General features: G+C 35.7%; 14 protein-coding genes and 1 tRNA gene. 8 read left to right on the forward strand and 7 right to left on the reverse strand.

The genetic code is table 11. The features are described from left to right. The first annotated feature begins 5 nt into the window (after nucleotides 1-5). Nucleotides 6-665: a hypothetical protein gene (locus HL41_RS02985; RefSeq protein WP_038061885.1), complete on the forward strand. Its 660-nt coding sequence runs from the start codon at nucleotides 6-8 to the stop codon at nucleotides 663-665. Beyond that, a complete protein-coding gene (locus tag HL41_RS02990) occupies nucleotides 653-1,453 on the forward strand; it encodes a biotin--[acetyl-CoA-carboxylase] ligase (protein ID WP_038061882.1) in 801 nt (266 codons plus the stop codon). Before HL41_RS02985 ends, HL41_RS02990 begins: the two co-directional genes overlap by 13 nt. On the opposite strand, the gene carB is transcribed toward HL41_RS02990, so the two are convergent. The 4 genes from carB to rpsT form a co-directional block, all read right to left on the reverse strand. Beyond that, complete coding sequence (carB, locus tag HL41_RS02995) at nucleotides 1,441-4,695, reverse strand: carbamoyl-phosphate synthase large subunit (RefSeq protein ID WP_038061878.1); 3,255 nt, start codon at nucleotides 4,693-4,695, stop codon at nucleotides 1,441-1,443. The genes HL41_RS02990 and carB overlap by 13 nt on opposite strands. A gap of 48 nt (nucleotides 4,696-4,743) precedes the next feature. Then, nucleotides 4,744-6,552, reverse strand: a complete 1,809-nt coding sequence (locus HL41_RS03000; RefSeq protein ID WP_038061875.1) for a SurA N-terminal domain-containing protein — start codon at nucleotides 6,550-6,552, stop codon at nucleotides 4,744-4,746. A 213-nt stretch (nucleotides 6,553-6,765) separates the two neighbouring features. Then, nucleotides 6,766-6,839, reverse strand: a tRNA-Ala gene (locus tag HL41_RS03005). A 10-nt stretch (nucleotides 6,840-6,849) separates the two neighbouring features. After that, complete coding sequence (gene rpsT, locus HL41_RS03010) at nucleotides 6,850-7,131, reverse strand: 30S ribosomal protein S20 (RefSeq protein WP_038061873.1); 282 nt, start codon at nucleotides 7,129-7,131, stop codon at nucleotides 6,850-6,852. Nucleotides 7,132-7,231: 100 nt separating this feature from the next. Here rpsT and HL41_RS03015 point away from each other — a divergent pair, with 100 nt between their 5' ends. Further along, nucleotides 7,232-8,332, forward strand: a complete 1,101-nt coding sequence (locus HL41_RS03015; protein ID WP_038061870.1) for a DUF3108 domain-containing protein — start codon at nucleotides 7,232-7,234, stop codon at nucleotides 8,330-8,332. A 1-nt stretch (nucleotide 8,333) separates the two neighbouring features. Here the strand turns inward: HL41_RS03015 and gltX are convergent, their stop codons facing one another. Genes gltX through kdsB form a run of 3 tightly spaced genes read right to left on the reverse strand, consistent with a single transcriptional unit; the run spans nucleotide 8,334 to nucleotide 11,314 of the window. Next, the gene (gltX, locus tag HL41_RS03020) at nucleotides 8,334-9,740 is read right to left on the reverse strand and encodes a glutamate--tRNA ligase (RefSeq protein ID WP_038061867.1); all 1,407 of its coding nucleotides are present in this window, start codon (nucleotides 9,738-9,740) and stop codon (nucleotides 8,334-8,336) included. A 27-nt stretch (nucleotides 9,741-9,767) separates the two neighbouring features. Further along, nucleotides 9,768-10,574 (reverse strand): AmmeMemoRadiSam system protein B, encoded by an 807-nt coding sequence (gene amrB / locus HL41_RS03025; RefSeq protein WP_038061864.1) that lies wholly within the window; start codon nucleotides 10,572-10,574, stop codon nucleotides 9,768-9,770. Next, nucleotides 10,571-11,314: a 3-deoxy-manno-octulosonate cytidylyltransferase gene (kdsB, locus tag HL41_RS03030; RefSeq protein WP_038061861.1), complete on the reverse strand. Its 744-nt coding sequence runs from the start codon at nucleotides 11,312-11,314 to the stop codon at nucleotides 10,571-10,573. Before kdsB ends, amrB begins: the two co-directional genes overlap by 4 nt. A gap of 152 nt (nucleotides 11,315-11,466) precedes the next feature. Here kdsB and infB point away from each other — a divergent pair, with 152 nt between their 5' ends. From infB to truB, 5 genes are read left to right on the forward strand one after another with little or no spacing between them, the layout of a single operon-like run. Next, a complete protein-coding gene (infB, locus tag HL41_RS03035) occupies nucleotides 11,467-14,133 on the forward strand; it encodes a translation initiation factor IF-2 (protein ID WP_038061857.1) in 2,667 nt (888 codons plus the stop codon). A gap of 33 nt (nucleotides 14,134-14,166) precedes the next feature. After that, a complete protein-coding gene (locus HL41_RS03040) occupies nucleotides 14,167-14,457 on the forward strand; it encodes a DUF503 domain-containing protein (protein WP_022855820.1) in 291 nt (96 codons plus the stop codon). Between the two features lie 11 nt (nucleotides 14,458-14,468). Then, entirely contained in the window at nucleotides 14,469-14,822 is a 354-nt protein-coding gene (gene rbfA / locus HL41_RS03045; RefSeq protein WP_051754462.1) for a 30S ribosome-binding factor RbfA, read from the forward strand. Then, a complete protein-coding gene (locus HL41_RS03050; RefSeq protein ID WP_038061854.1) occupies nucleotides 14,815-15,795 on the forward strand; it encodes a DHH family phosphoesterase in 981 nt (326 codons plus the stop codon). The genes rbfA and HL41_RS03050 overlap by 8 nt, the downstream gene beginning before the upstream one ends. Continuing rightward, nucleotides 15,782-16,732: a tRNA pseudouridine(55) synthase TruB gene (gene truB, locus HL41_RS03055; RefSeq protein WP_051754463.1), complete on the forward strand. Its 951-nt coding sequence runs from the start codon at nucleotides 15,782-15,784 to the stop codon at nucleotides 16,730-16,732. Before HL41_RS03050 ends, truB begins: the two co-directional genes overlap by 14 nt. Nucleotides 16,733-16,736 lie beyond the last annotated feature (4 nt).

Genomic DNA, 16,736 nt, shown 5'->3' on the forward strand with positions numbered 1-16,736 from the left:
AAACCATGAAGATCGAGTACGAACACCTTAACGTTATTCTCCAAAAGTTTAAAGCCAACCCCTATAAAATTTTTAAAGTGAATACCATACACACCGGTTATATAAGAGAATTTTTGGTAAAAGAAGGAGATGAGGTAAAAGGTCCTTCTGGTAAGTGGTTAGAAAAACCAGGTACCCCTCTTTTTGTTTTAGAAAGGGAAAAAAATTTAAAAACTATAAGAGCTCATATAAATGGATGGGTACAAAACTTAAGGACAGACCTTTTAAATAGGTTTGTTGAGGCTGAGGAAACAATACTTGAAATTAAACATCCACTTTCTCAACAGGAAATAATTTCTGAAATTTTACTTTCTGCGCTTTACCTTGTAAAAGCTCCTGAAACGGCAAAGTATGTGTTAAGTCCTGGGTTAGCGGCCAAAATAGAAAAAGAAGGACTCTATAAAGTGAAAATAAAAAAGGGAGATGAACTTTTAATCATGACCTTTATGAAGCGTGAGACTCCTATTTTTTTTGAAGAAGACGGTGTGTTTTTAATCTATAATATCTATTTCAAACCCTTTCAACTGGTTGAAAGAGGGCAACCCTTAATTGGACTTTGCCCTGAAGAGCAACTTCCTTATTTAGAAAAGATAGTTTCCCGTATAAGGGAAGAGTGGCCCTTATAAAACATCCTTTTGACTTTGATTTTTCTAAACTTTTTCCAGAGATAGGTCAAGAAATCTGGCATTTCCCTACCCTTCCTCGAGCTATGGAAGCAGCTAAAAAGTTCATAAACTTATATCCCCGAACAGCCAATGGAAGGATTATACGAGCAGATATGCTTCTTGAGGCTAAAGGTAGGTTTGACAGAAAATGGTTTGCTGAAAAAGGGGGACTCTGGTTATCCTTAAGCTTGTACGATGAGTTTTTCGAAGAACATGCCTCTTTGATATCTCTCATACCTGGTCTTGCCATGGTAAGATGTGCTAAACATTTGGGGATTACTAAAGCTAAGGTTAAATGGATAAACGACCTTCATATAAACGGAAAAAAACTGGGTGGAGTTTTAATAGAAAGGTATAATGAATGGTATATTATAGGATTAGGTATAAACGTTAACAACCCTCTTCCTAAAGGTATACCCTCGGAAAGTTTTGGCAATTTACTAAAGAAAGAAGTCTCCATCTTGGAATTGCTAGAAATTTTGGTCTATTGGCTAAGATATTATTTTGGATTTTTAAGATGGTTTGAACAAAAAATCAGGGATGAAGAGTCGGTAACTAATCTGGTAATAGAAGATTTCAAACAATTTACAGATACCTTAGGAAGGTGTGTAGGCTACGGATATAACATAGACCTGGATGATTACCTCATAGCTCAAGTAACTGAAATTACTCCCTATGGCAGTTTAATCCTAAATTCTGAGGAAGGTCTTATCGAGGTTTCAACTGGAGAAATCCTTTATCTTTTATAAAAACTATAATCAAGGTAGCTATAATATTTTTGTAGAGAAGAAAAAGAGAAAGATTTCATCGTTAACCGTTTAATACTTTCAACCATAGCCCTAGCACAAGATAAGGTGGTAGCATAGGGAATGTCTAATTCCATCGTATACCTTCTGATAAGGTAGGCATCTTCTTTGCTTTCCTTACCTTTGGCTGTATTAATCGCAAGCACTATCTCTTTATTCTTGATAAGGTCTAAAATATTAGGTCTTCTTAGGTCTGAGATCTTGGGTACTTCTTTTATTTTTATTCCGAAAGAGGAGAGAAATTTACAGGTCCCCTCTGTACCTATCAAGTTAAATCCTAACTCTTGTAAGGTTTTAGCTATAGGTATGGTCAGAGGTTTATCTTCGTCTTTTACTGAAATAAAAACCGTACCAGAGGAGGGAAGCTTCATACCTGCAGCAAGTTGTGCTTTAGCATAAGCTAAAGCTGGGTCCCAATCTATTCCCATAACTTCCCCTGTAGACTTCATTTCAGGACCAAGGATTACGTCTACCTTAGGAAATCTTTTAAAAGGAAAGACCACTTCTTTTACACAGTAATAAGGAGGCACCACTTCTTTCGTAAACCCTATTTCCTTTAGTGAATAGCCTAACATAATCCAGGTAGCAAGTTTAGCCAAAGGTACTCCGATAGCCTTAGACACAAAAGGTACAGTTCTTGAAGCCCTTGGATTCACCTCTAACACATAGAGTTCGTTGTCTTTGATAGCAAATTGAATATTTATTAAACCTTTTACCTCCAATTCTTTAGCAAGCAATTTTGTAGCTTCTTTGATTTCGTTTAAAAGTTTAGGTGAGATATGAAGAGGAGGTAAGATACAAGCAGAATCTCCAGAGTGAATACCTGCTTCTTCTATGTGCTCCATAATACCTGCTACTACCACCGTTTCTCCGTCGGAGATAGCATCTACGTCGATTTCTATGGCATCCTCTAAAAACTTGTCGATTAAAATCGGATGTTCTGGGTTTACCTTAACAGCTGTAGCTATAAACTCTTTCAACTCTTTTTCTGAATAGACTATTCTCATCGCCCTTCCACCTAACACATAAGAAGGACGGACAAGCAAGGGATAACCGATTTGATTAGCTACTTTAATAGCCTCTTCTTCACTATAAGCAGTCCCTGCTTTGGGCCTTCTAAGATTTAACTTTTCAAGAAGTTGTTCAAACTTTTCTCTGTTTTCTGCCCTGTCTATGTTTTCAGGAGATGTACCCAGTATCTTTACTCCTGCTTTGTAAAGCGGTAACGCAAGGTTAAGAGGGGTTTGCCCTCCAAACTGAACTATTACCCCGTCTGGATTTTCTTCTTCATAGATGTTCAGGATATGCTCTAAGGTTAAAGGTTCAAAATACAGCCTGGTTGAAATGTCATAATCGGTAGAGACTGTTTCAGGGTTTGAGTTAACCATGATAGCTTCGATACCTTTTTCCCTTAAAGCTAAAGAAGCATGAACACAACAATAGTCAAACTCTATACCTTGCCCTATCCTGTTAGGCCCTCCACCTATGATAAGAACTTTTCGATTTTTTGTAGCCCGGCTTTCATTTTCAACTTCATATGTAGAATAAAAATAAGGGGTATAGGCTTCAAACTCAGCTGCACAGGTATCTATAAGTTTAAAGGTAGGTTTTACCCCTAAAGATTTTCTGTATTCTCTTACTTTTTGAGGATTGGTATTAGTAAGAAATCCGATTTGGTAATCAGTAAATCCCATCTGTTTGAGTTCCCTTAGCTCCTCTGCGGTTAAACTTTCTAAAGATCTCCCTTTTATTTTTTCGCTTTTGTCAAAAATTTCTTTTAGATGATATAAAAACCAAGGATCGATGTAAGTAAGATTGTAGATTTCCTCTATGCTAAATCCTGACTTAAAGGCCTCTCTTATGTAAAACAATCTTTGACTGTTAGGTTTGACTAACTTTTCCTTGATGATTTCTTTAGGAAGTATTACATCGTTGTCTGAGGGAGATTTTCCATCAGCCCCAAATCCAAATCTGCCTATCTCAAGCCCTGCTATAGCCTTTTGTAAAGCCTCTTTAAAAGTCCTGCCTATAGCCAGCGTCTCCCCAACAGAACGCATAGAGGTAGTAAGCTCGTCTGGGGATTCTGGAAATTTTTCAAAGGTAAACCTGGGTATCTTTACCACCACGTAGTCGATCGTAGGTTCAAATGCGGCTTTTGTCTCTTTAGTGATGTCGTTAGATAACTCATCTAAGGTATAACCTACAGCCAGTTTGGCAGCAATTTTGGCTATAGGATATCCTGTAGCTTTACTTGCCAAAGCCGAAGACCTGGAAACCCTGGGATTCATCTCTATTACAACCATTTCCCCGTTTTTAGGATTAACCGCAAACTGAATGTTTGACCCTCCAGTTTCTACCCCTATCTCTCTGATGATAGCCTGTGCAGCTGATCTCATCCTCTGATATTCTACATCGGATAAGGTCTGCGCCGGGGCTACAGTAATAGAATCTCCGGTATGAACTCCCATAGGGTCAAAGTTTTCTATAGAACAAATGATGACCACATTATCTTTAAAATCTCTCATCACCTCAAGCTCAAACTCTTTCCATCCAAGAACTGACTCCTCTAACATTACTTGATGGATAAGAGACATTTCTAAACCTTTTTCTGCGATTTCTTTTAACTCCTCTATATTATAAGCTACCCCTCCTCCTGTTCCGCCTAACGTAAAACTTGGTCTGACTATAATAGGAAAACCCAGTTCTTTGGCTGCCTTTTCTATTTCGTTTAAAGAAGTAATTATAAAACTCTTTGGTATTTTTAATCCTATGTTTTCCATCGCTTTTCTAAAAAGCTCTCTACTTTCAGCCTTTTCTATAGCTTTAGCGTTTGCTCCTATCAGTTCAACGTTATACTTTTCAAGAACTCCTTTTTTAGCTAAAGCAAAGGCTATGTTTAAACCTGTTTGACCTCCTAAAGTAGGAAGTAAAGCATCAGGCCGTTCTTCCTTTATAATGTGTTCTACTACCTCAGGAGTCAAAGGTTCTATATATGTGTGATCTGCCATCTCAGGATCGGTCATGATGGTAGCTGGATTAGAATTAACCAAAACTATTTCATAACCCTCTTCTTTTAAAGCCTTACAAGCCTGACTTCCAGAATAATCAAACTCACAAGCCTGCCCTATAACAATAGGCCCTGAACCTATGATTAGAATCTTTTTTATGTCTGTCCTTTTAGGCATAAACCCCCCTTATTATCTATCTTTAAAAACTTTATAACAAGACATCATCTAAAATTTTTCAAACAGAGAATAAGTTTTTATTTTCGATTTTTTCACCAAGCTCTGATACCATTCTTTAAACCAATTATCTCTTTTTTGAGTTAGAAGAACCGAAGATGCCTGTTGAATTTCTGCATCTTCAATCGTGCCGTTAAACTCTTTAATGCTTTTTATGGCAAAAATTTTAAGATCCCCTCTGTCCCACACGATATTGTCTATTACTTTAGAAGAACCTGGGTTAGCAATCAACTGGGCTATGTTAGAAGAAAATTTTTGAGGAATCTCCATCCTGGTTAAACGATATTCTTTGGTCTGAAATCCTTCTTTTTCAAAAACTTCTTTAGTTATCTCTGTTTTTGATTTTAATTTTTCTAAAAGGGCTTTAGCTTTTTGCTCACACAACTCCTTTCCTTTACTATTAAGGTAGTCCTGCTTAACCTTTTCTTTTGCTTCAGCGAACTCTAAAGACCTTGCGGGTTTTTTATCAATAATTTCTAAGATCACAAACCCTTTAGAAGTTTCCAAAGGAGCAAAAAATTCTCTTTTAGGGGCTTCAAAAACCTTTTTGGCAAGTTGAAAATTTTGAAACTGGTCTAAAAATTCTTTTTTAGTTAACCAATTGGTTTCAAAAAGTTTAATTTTATTTTTTTCTGCCCATATTTTTAAATCGTTTTCTTTCATAACTTCAGAATAAATCTTGTTAGCCTTTTCCTGGGTAACCTTTCTTGTTTTTTCTGTTTTTAAAAATTTATAAATATCCTCTCTTACTTCCTCAAAGGAAGCTATTCCTTCTGGCTTGATAGCCTCAACTCCTATGATTAAATATCCAGAAGAAACCTTAAAAGGTCCTAAAACCTGCCCTTCCTTGCTTTGTTTAAGTGCAGTTTTTATTTCTTCTGACAATACCCCTTCTTCTACCCATTTAGCAGGAACCTTAAGGTCCTTGGCATGTTTTGTTTCTTCTATGATTTTTTGAGCTTTTTTTAAGGAAGTATCATCTGTGGCTTCAACCAACAAAGTTTTAATCTTAGCACTAAAAGGCCTCTTAAAACGATCTAAATTTTGTTCATAAAACCTTTTAAGCTCAGCCTCTGTTACTTCTGAAGAAGTGTCATAAGGAATAAAAAGATAAGCCAGCTTAATCTTTTCTTCTTCTTTATAAATATCTCTATGGGTAAGATAATAATTTTCCAAGTCTTTTTCTGTATGATTAATCTTTTCTATACAAGCTTTAAGGGGTAAAATACCTTCTAACAACTCAATTTCCTGTTTTGCAAACCTCAAATAATCTTTAACTTCTTCTTCTGAAACCACAATAGGAGTTGTCAAAAGAAGTTTTAATCGTTGTTGCAAAATGTCATAATAAACAAGTTTTTCAAAAAACTTTGGGGTAGTACCTAACTCTCTTAATACCATCTGATATTTTTGGGGATTAAACCTTCCGTTTTCTTGGAAAGATGGAATTTGAGCTATGCTAAGGCTCACTTCTTCTGGTAAAATCTTGAGACCTATTTTATTAGCATAATCTTCTAAGAGTTTTAGTTTGATAAGTTCATCAAGGACTTCTTTTTTTAGATTAAGTTTTTTAAGGTCTTCTTCGCTAATTTCACCAAAGGTTTGCTTTAAACGAAACAACTGAAAGTTGTAAAACTCTTGAAATTCTTTGCCTGTGATAGAAATCCCGTTTACTTTAGCAACGAGGTCTTTTTCTGAAGTAACGAAACTTCCGATACCCCAAAAGACAAAAACAATAATAATTACCGCTAAAAAGATCTTAGCAAAAACTGAAGTAGCGCCTTTTCTTAAAAAATCAAACATAAAACACCTTGTAAAGTTTTTATAAATATACCAAAATTTTTTGAATTGTCAAAAAATTTTTAGTTTAAAAAACATAAGCTAAAAAGCATATAAAGTAAACTTTAACGATAGCAAATTTGAAAAATGAGTACCAATATGATTGGTAACAATCAAGAAACCAAGAAGAATTAGAAACAAGATAGGAAAATACAATAAAAGATATTTTCTACCTAATGGAGATGAGGGGATTCGAACCCCCGACCTCCGGAGTGCGATTCCGGCGCTCTCCCAGGCTGAGCTACATCCCCTCTTAATATTTTAATGGGTGGTAGCTTTGTTTTTGGCTGATTCGAACTTTTTAAAAAGTTTAGAGATTTTATTAGCAGCCTTTTTCCAATGGAAAATGCCTTTAGAAACCCCTTTATGAAGCAAACTTTGGACGATTCTTAATTGAGCTTCAGCTTTTTCTAGGTCATGAGCGTTTAAATAATTTAAAAACTTTTTAATCTCTGTTTTCACCCTGCTTTTAAAAGCTCGATTTCTTAACCTTCTTTTTTCGCTCTGTCTTAACGCTTTTTTGGCAGACTTGTGATGTGGCACTTTGCTACCCTCCCTTTCCTTTGTTTAGTTTTGGATTAAAATTTATAGTAAGTTATAGTTTTGTCAAGGTTTAACTAAAAACTTTTGCTAAAATTATATCATGAAAACCGATGGCAAAGATAAAATTCATCCTTTTCTTTCTTCTCTCATTTTTTCTTTAATTATACATATTTCTCTATTCCTCGGTATGTTTGCTCTACCGACCTTTAAACATTTCTTAATATCTTACACAGAAGATTTTTTAGACTTAAACTTAAAAAAAATAGAAACTATATCTCAACCCTCAAAAATCATCTCAAAAAAAGAAACCTCTCAAGAATCTGAAACGAAAAACCTTAAAGAAGAGGTTCCATCTTCTGGACCTCAACCTTTTAATAAAGACAACTCCCAACCTTCAGAACAGCCTTCTACTCAACCTGATATCGATACACCTAAAACGGTTTCAGAAACAGAGAACATCCCTCAAGAAAAAAAAGATACCTTAACCGAAAAAGCAGAGCTTTGGAAAGCTTCTGAAAAAACAAAAGCTTCTGAACCGACATTGTCTAAGGATATCGTAAGTTTACCTAAAAAACTTGTATATGAAATTTTTTACGGACCTTTTAAGCTGGGAGAAACGATAATATTGATAGAAAATTCAAAATATTCAGCCATAGTTTACACCACAGGCTTGGGTAATGTAGTTTATCCCTATTATGCTAAATGGGAAACCTGGTTAGATGACCAAGGAAATCCTTTTAAAACCAACATCTATTCAAAAGACAAAGAAAAGGAAAGAAAAAAATCCATATTTTTTGATAAAGAAAGACAAGTAGTAAATATAAAAAAAGGAAATATAGAAAAAAATTCAGGGGAAACTTTAAATGTAACCTACCCTATCTACGATGAACTTACATCTTTTATAAATTCGTGGTTGGTTGACTATCTAAACCAACCTAAAGTAGAATTTCCTGTCTATGTAAAAGAAAACAGAAGGTTTGTCAAAATAGCCTTAAGTAAAGAAACCTCGTGCATGTATGAAGGTAAAGAGGAACCCTGTTTAGAGCTTAACATAACACTTCCAGAAACCAGTGAACTTTTAAGCAGAAACAGAAAGGTTACCGTGTATCTACTTAAAAAAGAAAAATATCCTATAGAAATAAGGGGGAAACTCCCCCTTATAGGTAGCTTAACCGGAAAACTTAAAGAAGTGGTAAAATAATCTAAAAACTATTTTCAAAAATATAAGCTAACGCCTTCTTAATACGATAAATAGTTTTTTCTCTACCTAAAACCCTTATGATTTCAAAAAGTCCGGGGCTAACGGTTTTTCCGGTAAGGGCTATTCTTATGGCCTGGGCTATGTCTTTTAGTTTAAAACCGTGGGTTTCAGCCAAATTTCGAAAATAATCCTCTAAAACCTTATCTTCTAAAGTTAACGTTTTTAAATCTTCGCAGACCTTTTCTAATACCGGAGCTATCTGAGGTGTGAGAAACTTCTTTGCACCATTTGGATCATAAATAACCTCTTCTATGAGATAAAAATCCATCATTTCTGCAAGTTCTACTAAAGTTTTCCCCCTTGTTTTTACGGTCTCGATAGCCTCTAACAAATATTCTTCGGAAAATTGATCAAGACTATATTTCTTAGATAGAAAAGGTTTAAGATTTTCAAGCAAAAACCGGTTATCGCTATTTTTTATCCAGTAGGCATTAACCGCTAAAAGTTTGTCTGGGTCAAAACGCGCAGGAGATAGGTTTACGTCTTTTATGTCAAATTTCTCTATAAGTTCTTCTACAGTAAAATATTCCTGATCTCCAAAACCCCAACCAAGTCTTGCCAAATAGTTTATTAAAGCATTAGGTAAGAAACCTGCCTCTTTGTATTCAAGGATGGATTTAGCCCCATGTCTTTTTGAAAGTTTAGTCCCATCAGGGCCAAGGACCATAGGAATATGGGCAAATTTAGGAGGTTCAACTCCAAGGGCTTCATAGATAATCAACTGCTTTGGGGTATTAGAAATATGATCATCTCCTCTTATTACATGGGTTATCCCCATAGTGATATCATCAATCACCACCGCAAACTGATAAGTAGGGGTCCCATCTGAACGTAAAATCACAAAGTCATCCACCTCTTCGGCAGGGAAAACAATCTTACCTCTTAAAAGGTCTTCAAAGACGATTTCACCAAATTCTGGGGCCTTAATCCTTAAAGCTCTCCCTTCCCCTGGACCTAAATTTTTATTTCGGCAGGTTTTGTCATACTTTGGTTTTTGGCCGTTTTCAAGCATTTTTTTCTTTTTTTCTTCTAAAACCTCTTTGGGGCATTCACAGTAATACGCCTTCCCTTCTTCAAAAAGCCTTTGAGCATATTGTTTATAAAGACCAATCCTTTGACTCTGAAAATAAGGACCTTCATCCCAGTCAAGACCTAACCATTTTAAGGCCTCTAAGATAGAAACAACATATTCTTCTTTAGACCTTTCTCTATCTGTATCTTCTAATCTTAGTACAAACTTCCCTTGGTGATGCCTTGCATAAAGCCAGTTAAAAAGTGCAGTCCTTGCTCCCCCTAAATGTAGATGTCCTGTTGGACTCGGTGGGAAACGTGTAACTATTTCAGCCATTAACAGTCCCCCTTTAGAAAAATTTGATTAATATAAAATTATCCCTCCGTAACCTACTACTGAGGAATAATCTCTGATTATATCTCCAGAGGTGGCATAAGCAATAAGTTCTCCATGAGTGGCTCCGAGCTCTTTACAAGCAACTATGGCTATTGCTACCGGGATGACTCCACACATAGATATGTTGTTTTCTTTTACCGTCCTTATAAGAGCTTCTTCAGATAACGATAAGATTTCGTTTATAGCCAAAGAATCTTTATGTTTGGCTGTGCCATGGGGCACATAATGACTAAAATCTGAGCTTGCTACGATCAAAATTTTCTTTTCTGGAAAAAGCTGTATGGTTTTAGCCAACGCCTCTCCAACTTCTCTTATTTCCTTAAGTGAAATCCATCTTAAACAAATCGCTACGATTTCTATCCCAGGGTTTAGATACTGTAAAAAAGGTACCTGAACTTCTATAGAATGTTCATGGGCATGGGCTAGAAGGTCTTCTGAGACCAAAGGACAAAGCTCTAACAAACGAGAAACAAAGGTTTTATTTACTTTAGCCTCTCCTAAAGGGGTGATAAAGGAGGTTCCGTTAAAGATAGCGATTGGTTTCCCCATACCTGTATGATTAGGACCAAGGATAACAGCAATATCAGGAGGGATTATCTTACCATAAACAGCCCCTGCAACCGCACCTGAGTAAAAATATCCTGCATGAGGAACCACTATCCCTTTAGCAGATATCTTGGGTTCTGAAAACTTTATCAGTTCGGCAAGATGTGCTTTTAATTCTTTAGGGTTATTACTATAAAAATATCCTGCTACTGCGGGTTCTCTTTTCATAACGATATCCCTCTTAGTTTTGTAAGTTTTGTAAGTTTTTCTAAATCTTCTGGAGTGTCTACTTCAGGTACATCTTCGGGCACTATGTTTACAGCTATTTTATACCCGTGTTCAAGGGCTCTTAATTGCTCTAACTTTTCTGTGAATTCGAGGCTTCCTGGATGAAGTTTAACAAAAAGGTCCAAAAATTCCTTTGTATAGGCATAAACACCAATATGTTTTAGGTATAAAGGAGGTTCTCCTGGAGGTCTAAAGTAAGGAATAAGGCTTCTTGAAAAATAGAGAGCATAGCCTTTACGATCTAAAACCACTTTAACTTTATTAGGGTTATAGAGATCTTCTTCAGTTTTTATAGGAGTAGCGAGGGTAGCCATTTTAGCCTTTCCAGAGAGCAAAGGCTCTATCAAAAGTTGAAAATATTCTGAAGGAAAAAAAGGCTGGTCTCCTTGAAGATTGACTACTATATCTTCTGGAGATAGTCCGAGAAGTTCAGTAGCTTCAGCTACTCGATCTGTACCACAGATATGAGTCTTAGCGGTCATCAAAGCCTTGCCTCCAAACCTTAAAACCTCCTTAAAAATCCTTTCGTCATCAGTAGCTACCCATATTTCTTTTATTTTTGAACTTAAAGCCCTTTCATAAACATGTTGTATCATTGGTTTTCCATTTATTAGGATCAAAGGTTTTCCTGGAAACCGTGTAGAACCATAGCGTGCCGGGATGATGATAACCTGTCTCATGTCTTATAATATTAATCTAAATTTATAAAAATAAAAGAAGGACTTGAATTTTCGTGCTTTGATATTAAACTTAAGTCATCTTTTATAATATAATTAAATTGGTTAACTTTAACCTTAGCCAAAAGTATCTTTAAACTTAAACAGGGGTTATTATGACAAAAAGGATTAAACTTACCGAACTAGCAGAAGAGCTTCATATAGAACCTAAAGAGTTAGTTAAAAAACTTAAAGCCGAAGGTTTTCCGGTTAAAACTACTCTTTCCTCTTTGTCGGAGGAAGACGCCGAAAAGGTAAGAAATCTTTATGGTAAAAAACACGAAATAATCGTGTTTAGAAAAGAGGAGATTGAAGAAAAAAACAAAGAAGAAATTACACCAGAAGAACCTAAAGTAGAAAGTGTAGAGCCACCTCTGGAACAACCCAAAAAGAAAAAGCTTGTCTTAAAAAAGAAAAAAATATCAGAAGAGCTTAAAGTCGAAGAGAAACTTAAACTAGAAGAAACCATATCAGAAACCAAAGAGGAGAAACCTTCTTTTATAGAAGAGCCTTCTACAGAAAAAGGTGATAAGGTTTCCTTAGAGGTTGAAGCTTTAAAAGAGGAAAAAGTAGAAAGTTTTGAAACATCTATTCAAGAAGTTTCTCGGTTTGAACTTTCTCAAACTGAAACGCCCCTTACAGAGCCTTCTCAACCAAAAACTGCTCAACCCTCTTATGAGAAAAGGGTTGTTACTGAGTTTAAGCCAAGAAAAGAAAGAGGTTTTAAAGGTAAAGAACAACCAGTGGTTTCTCCTCCCAAAGAAGAAATTGTCTTACCTGAAGAACCAAAGATAGGAGAAAAAGAAGATTTTAAAAAGAAGAAAAAGGAAAAAGATTTTAGAGAAGAAAAGAAAAAAGCAAAGAAAAAAAGCGCTTTTGGTAAAAGAGAAAAAGAGAGGATTGACGAGTTCTTTATAGAAGAGGAGCCAACAACCCTTTTTGAGGAAAAACTTGAAGTAGAATTAGTAAAACCTAAGGAAAAAGACAAAAAAGAAAGAGTTTCTGACAGACCACCTACTTTACCTCCTAAAGAAAGAAAAATAAAAATTTTTGAAACGATTCAAGTTAGCGAACTTGCTAAAATGATGGGGGTTAAAGTTAGCGAGCTCATCAAGAAGGCTTTACAGATGGGCATGCCTGTTACCGCTAATCAGTCTATAGATGCAGATATAGCGGCCATACTGGCTGATGAATTTGGATATCAGATAGAAAGGGCTCCTATCGAGGAAGAAATTCTTTTACAGTATATTCCACCTTCACCAGAAGAGCTAAAACCTCGTCCTCCGGTTATCACGGTTATGGGGCATGTAGACCATGGAAAAACTACTCTTTTAGACGCTATCAGAAAGACTGATGTGGCCAGCAAAGAAGCCGGAGGAATTACTCAGCATATTGGTGCTTATACGGTAAAATTAGAGGATGGAAGAACTCTCACCTTTATAGACACACCGGGACATGAGGCCTTTACCTCGATGAGAGCAAGGGGAGCTCAGGTTACAGATATAGTAATTTTGGTAGTAGCTGCGGATGATGGAGTGATGGAGCAAACCAAAGAAGCTATAGAACATGCTAAAGCAGCCAAAGTTCCTATAGTGGTAGCTATCAATAAAATAGATAAACCCGAAGCTAACCCTGAAAGAGTTAAATCTCAGTTAGCTGAATTAGGGTTGATTCCCGAAGAATGGGGTGGCGATACTTTAATGGCTAACATTTCAGCAAGAAACAAGATAGGTATCAACGAGTTGTTAGAGCTGGTGCTTCTCCAAGCTGAAATGTTAGAGCTCAAGGCTGCCTATGATAGACCTGCAAGAGGAAGGATTATAGAAAGTAAATTAGATAAAGGAAGAGGACCGGTAGCTACGGTGCTTGTTCAAGAGGGAACCCTCAAAGAAGGGGATATTTTTGTAGCCGGGCTTACCTATGGAAGAGTAAGAGCAATGTTTGATAGCTATGGGAAAAGGGTTAAAGAAGTTACTCCTTCTATGCCTGTAGAGGTCTTAGGTTTTGAAGAGTTACCTCAGGCTGGGGATGACTTTATAGTTCTAGACAGTGAAGAAAAAGCAAAAAAGATAGCAGAATATAGACAAAGAAAGGCAAGAGAAGCTGAAACAGCTAAAGAAGCCAAAATTTCTCTTGAAAAGCTTTTTGAAAAACTAAAAGAAGGTGAGCTTAAAGAATTAAACATAGTTTTAAAAGCCGACACCCAAGGTACTTTAGAAGCCTTACAAGCCTCTTTACTTAAACTCTCTACTGATAAAGTAAAGGTTAACATCATCCGTGCAGGCATAGGGGCTATTTCTGAAAGTGATGTAATGTTAGCCTCAGCCTCAAATGCTATTGTCATCGGTTTTAACGTAAAACCCAGCTCTCAAGCACGAGATTTAGCTAAAAAAGAACGAGTAGATATTAAGTTTTATGATGTGATATATCAGCTTACTGATGATGTAAAGAAAGCAATGGCTGGATTACTTGAACCTGAAATCGTAGAAGAAATAAAGGGTTTAGCAGAAGTAAGAGCTATCTTTAAGATACCTAAGGTAGGGGTTGTTGCTGGTTGTTATGTCAAAGAAGGAGTTATCAACAGGAACTACAATGTAAGGGTAATAAGAGACGGGGTTGTGGTTTATACAGGTAAAATAGCCTCTCTTAGAAGATTCAAGGAAGATGTCAAAGAGGTAGCTGCTGGTTATGAGTGCGGGGTTAGAATAGAAGGTTTTAATGATATAAAGGAAGGAGATCTTCTGGAAACCTTTGAGTTGAAAAAGGTTTCTCAGGAGCTTTAACTAGTAACTAGTTAAATTAAAAGGGTTTTCTAAATGGTAGTTGGAATAGCAAAAATAGAACTTTTTATTCCTGAACCTAATTCTTTAAAAGCCAAGAGGCAAGTATTAAAGGCCTTAACTCAAAAGATAGAATCTAGGTTCAGAAAGGTGTCTTTGGCCGAGGTAGACGAGCATGACCTCTGGCAAAAAGCTGTTTTAGGGTTAAGTGTAGTAGGAAAAGACCAAAAATTAGTTGATAGTAAAATAAATGACATCCTTACTTTTATTCAAAAAGATGGTAGGTTAGAAATTATAAAAGCTGAGATAGATTTCATTAACTATTAAGGTTTAAACCAATGTCATACAGACCAGAAAAAGTAGGTAGTCTTTTACAACAGGTTATAACAGAAATTTTGATGTATGAACTAAACGATCCAATTTTCAAACAATTCATTACGATCACTGAGGTTAAAATAGGTGGAGACTTAAGAAAAGCGGTAGTCTTTTTTAGGGTATATGGAGATACTGCTCCTAACGAGGTTCAAAAGGCCCTCAATCGTGCCAAAGGTTATATCAAAAAACTAATAGGAGAAAAAATTACTATAAAATACATGCCGGACCTTGAATTTAGATTAGACGACAGAGAGGAAAAAGAAAAACAACTTAATATGCTGTTTGATAAAATCTCCAGAATCAAAAAGGATGTTTAATCTAACAGCCCTTCTTCAAAAAATTGAAGAAAACCAACATTTTATCTTAGTAACCCATATAAACCCAGACATAGATGGTCTTTCTTCTATGTTATCCTTTGGGTTTTTTTTAAAACAAAAAGGGAAAAACTTTTATCCTGTGGTAGAACATATACCCCAAAATAGCAAATTTTTAAAGGGTTATCAATGGTTTATCCTACCAGAAAATTTGCCTCAAATTGATAAAGCTTTGGTCATATTGTTTGATGCTTCCTCTCCGAAAAGGATTGCTTCTAACATAGCAGAAAGATTAAAACTTTTTAAGGAATATGTAATCATAGACCATCATCAAAAAGAAGAAAATACCTTTGAAGGAGAAACTTTATTTATCGTAGACCCTAACTCACCTTCTACCTCAGCCATTATTTTCGAAATTCTAAAAAAATTAAAAGCTGAGATTACTTCAGAGATAGCTGAAAATCTTTTAGCTGGACTTTATTTTGACACAGGTGGGTTTAAATATGAAAATACAAAAGCCTATACCTTTGAAGTGGCCAAAGAACTGTGCGAAAAGGGGGCCAACCCTTCGTATATAGCCAAACAACTTTTTGAACAAGTTTCTTTACAGGAAGCCAACCTTCTAAAAATAGCCCTTGATCGTTTAGAAATAATATCAAATAAACCCTCTTTTGGTATTTCTTACCTTACCGTTGAAGAATTAGAAAACAGTCCTGTAGAAGATCTTAGTTACATAGCCAATTTTTTAAAAAGTTTAAAAGAAATTGATATAGTAGCTTTCGTAAAAGAATTTGAGAAAGGAAGCATAGCTGTAAGTTTAAGAGGTAAAGAACCTTTTGAGGTTTTGGAGATTGCTAAACATTTTGGTGGTGGAGGACATAAATACGCTAGTGGGTTTAAACTTAAGATAGAGGACCTTCAAACGTTTTTGATAGAATTTAAAGAGTTTTTGAGGAGTTTTTATGAAAAAAAATGAAGAATTAAACGGAATTCTTGTAGTGGATAAACCTGAGGGATTAACCTCTACCCAAACCTTAGAAAAGGTTAAAAAAATTTTAAAGGTTAAAAAGGCCGGACATGGGGGAACCCTTGACCCCATAGCTACAGGAGTTTTACCTATATTAATTGGCAAGGCCACCAAAGTAGCCCAAATCTTCTTAGAAGGTGATAAAATTTACCAGGGGGAGATGCAATTAGGAATTAGCACCCTTACTTTTGATATTACCGGAGAGGTGGTTGCTAAAAAACCTGTCCCTGAGTTTTCTTTAGAAGATCTTACAAAGGTTGCTCAGACCTTCTTAGGAGAATTAGACCAGACTCCCCCTCCTTTTTCTGCTGCCAAGTTTAGAGGAAAACCGCTTTATAAATATGCAAGAGATGGTCTTCTTATCCCTAAAGAACCTAAAAAAATTAAAATTTTTCGGTTTGACATTTTAGAAGTCAACCTACCCTATGTGAGGTTTGAGGTCCACTGTTCTAAAGGAACCTATATCAGGTCTATAATAAACAGTTTCGGAGAAAAGCTTGAATGTGGTGCAACTTTGACTAAACTTAGAAGAATACAGAAAAGTGTGTTTAAAATAGAAGAAGCTTTAACCTTAGAAGAAATATCGCGACTTGTTGAAGAAAACTACGGAGAGTTATTAAAAAAAATAATCTCTGTAGAAAAGGCCCTTGAATTTTTACCCAAGATACTTGTAAGTGAAGATTTTTCTAAACGTATACAAGAAGGAAGAACTATGTATACCTCTTCTTTTATCTCTTTTATAAAATTTCAAAAACTTACTTTATCTCCCAGTCATGACTGGATAAGGATTTTAAACCCAAAGGGAAAGTTGATTGCTATTATTGAAAATCCGTTAAAAAACCTTTCCAGTGAGTATATAAAATATTTTCGAGTCTTTAAAGACTAACCAT

The sequence above is a fragment of the Thermodesulfobacterium commune DSM 2178 genome (assembly GCF_000734015.1).
GTDB lineage: Bacteria > Desulfobacterota > Thermodesulfobacteria > Thermodesulfobacteriales > Thermodesulfobacteriaceae > Thermodesulfobacterium > Thermodesulfobacterium commune.

Excerpts from the sequence above, each read along its gene's own strand:
- HL41_RS02985 (WP_038061885.1), top strand. The coding sequence starts at position 6 with ATGAAGATCGAGTACGAACACCTTAACGTTATTCTCCAAAAGTTTAAA.
- carB (WP_038061878.1), bottom strand. The coding sequence starts at position 4,695 with ATGCCTAAAAGGACAGACATAAAAAAGATTCTAATCATAGGTTCAGGG.
- HL41_RS03000 (WP_038061875.1), bottom strand. The coding sequence starts at position 6,552 with ATGTTTGATTTTTTAAGAAAAGGCGCTACTTCAGTTTTTGCTAAGATC.
- HL41_RS03015 (WP_038061870.1), top strand. The coding sequence starts at position 7,232 with ATGAAAACCGATGGCAAAGATAAAATTCATCCTTTTCTTTCTTCTCTC.
- gltX (WP_038061867.1), bottom strand. The coding sequence starts at position 9,740 with ATGGCTGAAATAGTTACACGTTTCCCACCGAGTCCAACAGGACATCTA.
- amrB (WP_038061864.1), bottom strand. The coding sequence starts at position 10,574 with ATGAAAAGAGAACCCGCAGTAGCAGGATATTTTTATAGTAATAACCCT.
- kdsB (WP_038061861.1), bottom strand. The coding sequence starts at position 11,314 with ATGAGACAGGTTATCATCATCCCGGCACGCTATGGTTCTACACGGTTT.
- infB (WP_038061857.1), top strand. The coding sequence starts at position 11,467 with ATGACAAAAAGGATTAAACTTACCGAACTAGCAGAAGAGCTTCATATA.
- HL41_RS03040 (WP_022855820.1), top strand. The coding sequence starts at position 14,167 with ATGGTAGTTGGAATAGCAAAAATAGAACTTTTTATTCCTGAACCTAAT.
- rbfA (WP_051754462.1), top strand. The coding sequence starts at position 14,469 with ATGTCATACAGACCAGAAAAAGTAGGTAGTCTTTTACAACAGGTTATA.
- HL41_RS03050 (WP_038061854.1), top strand. The coding sequence starts at position 14,815 with ATGTTTAATCTAACAGCCCTTCTTCAAAAAATTGAAGAAAACCAACAT.
- truB (WP_051754463.1), top strand. The coding sequence starts at position 15,782 with ATGAAAAAAAATGAAGAATTAAACGGAATTCTTGTAGTGGATAAACCT.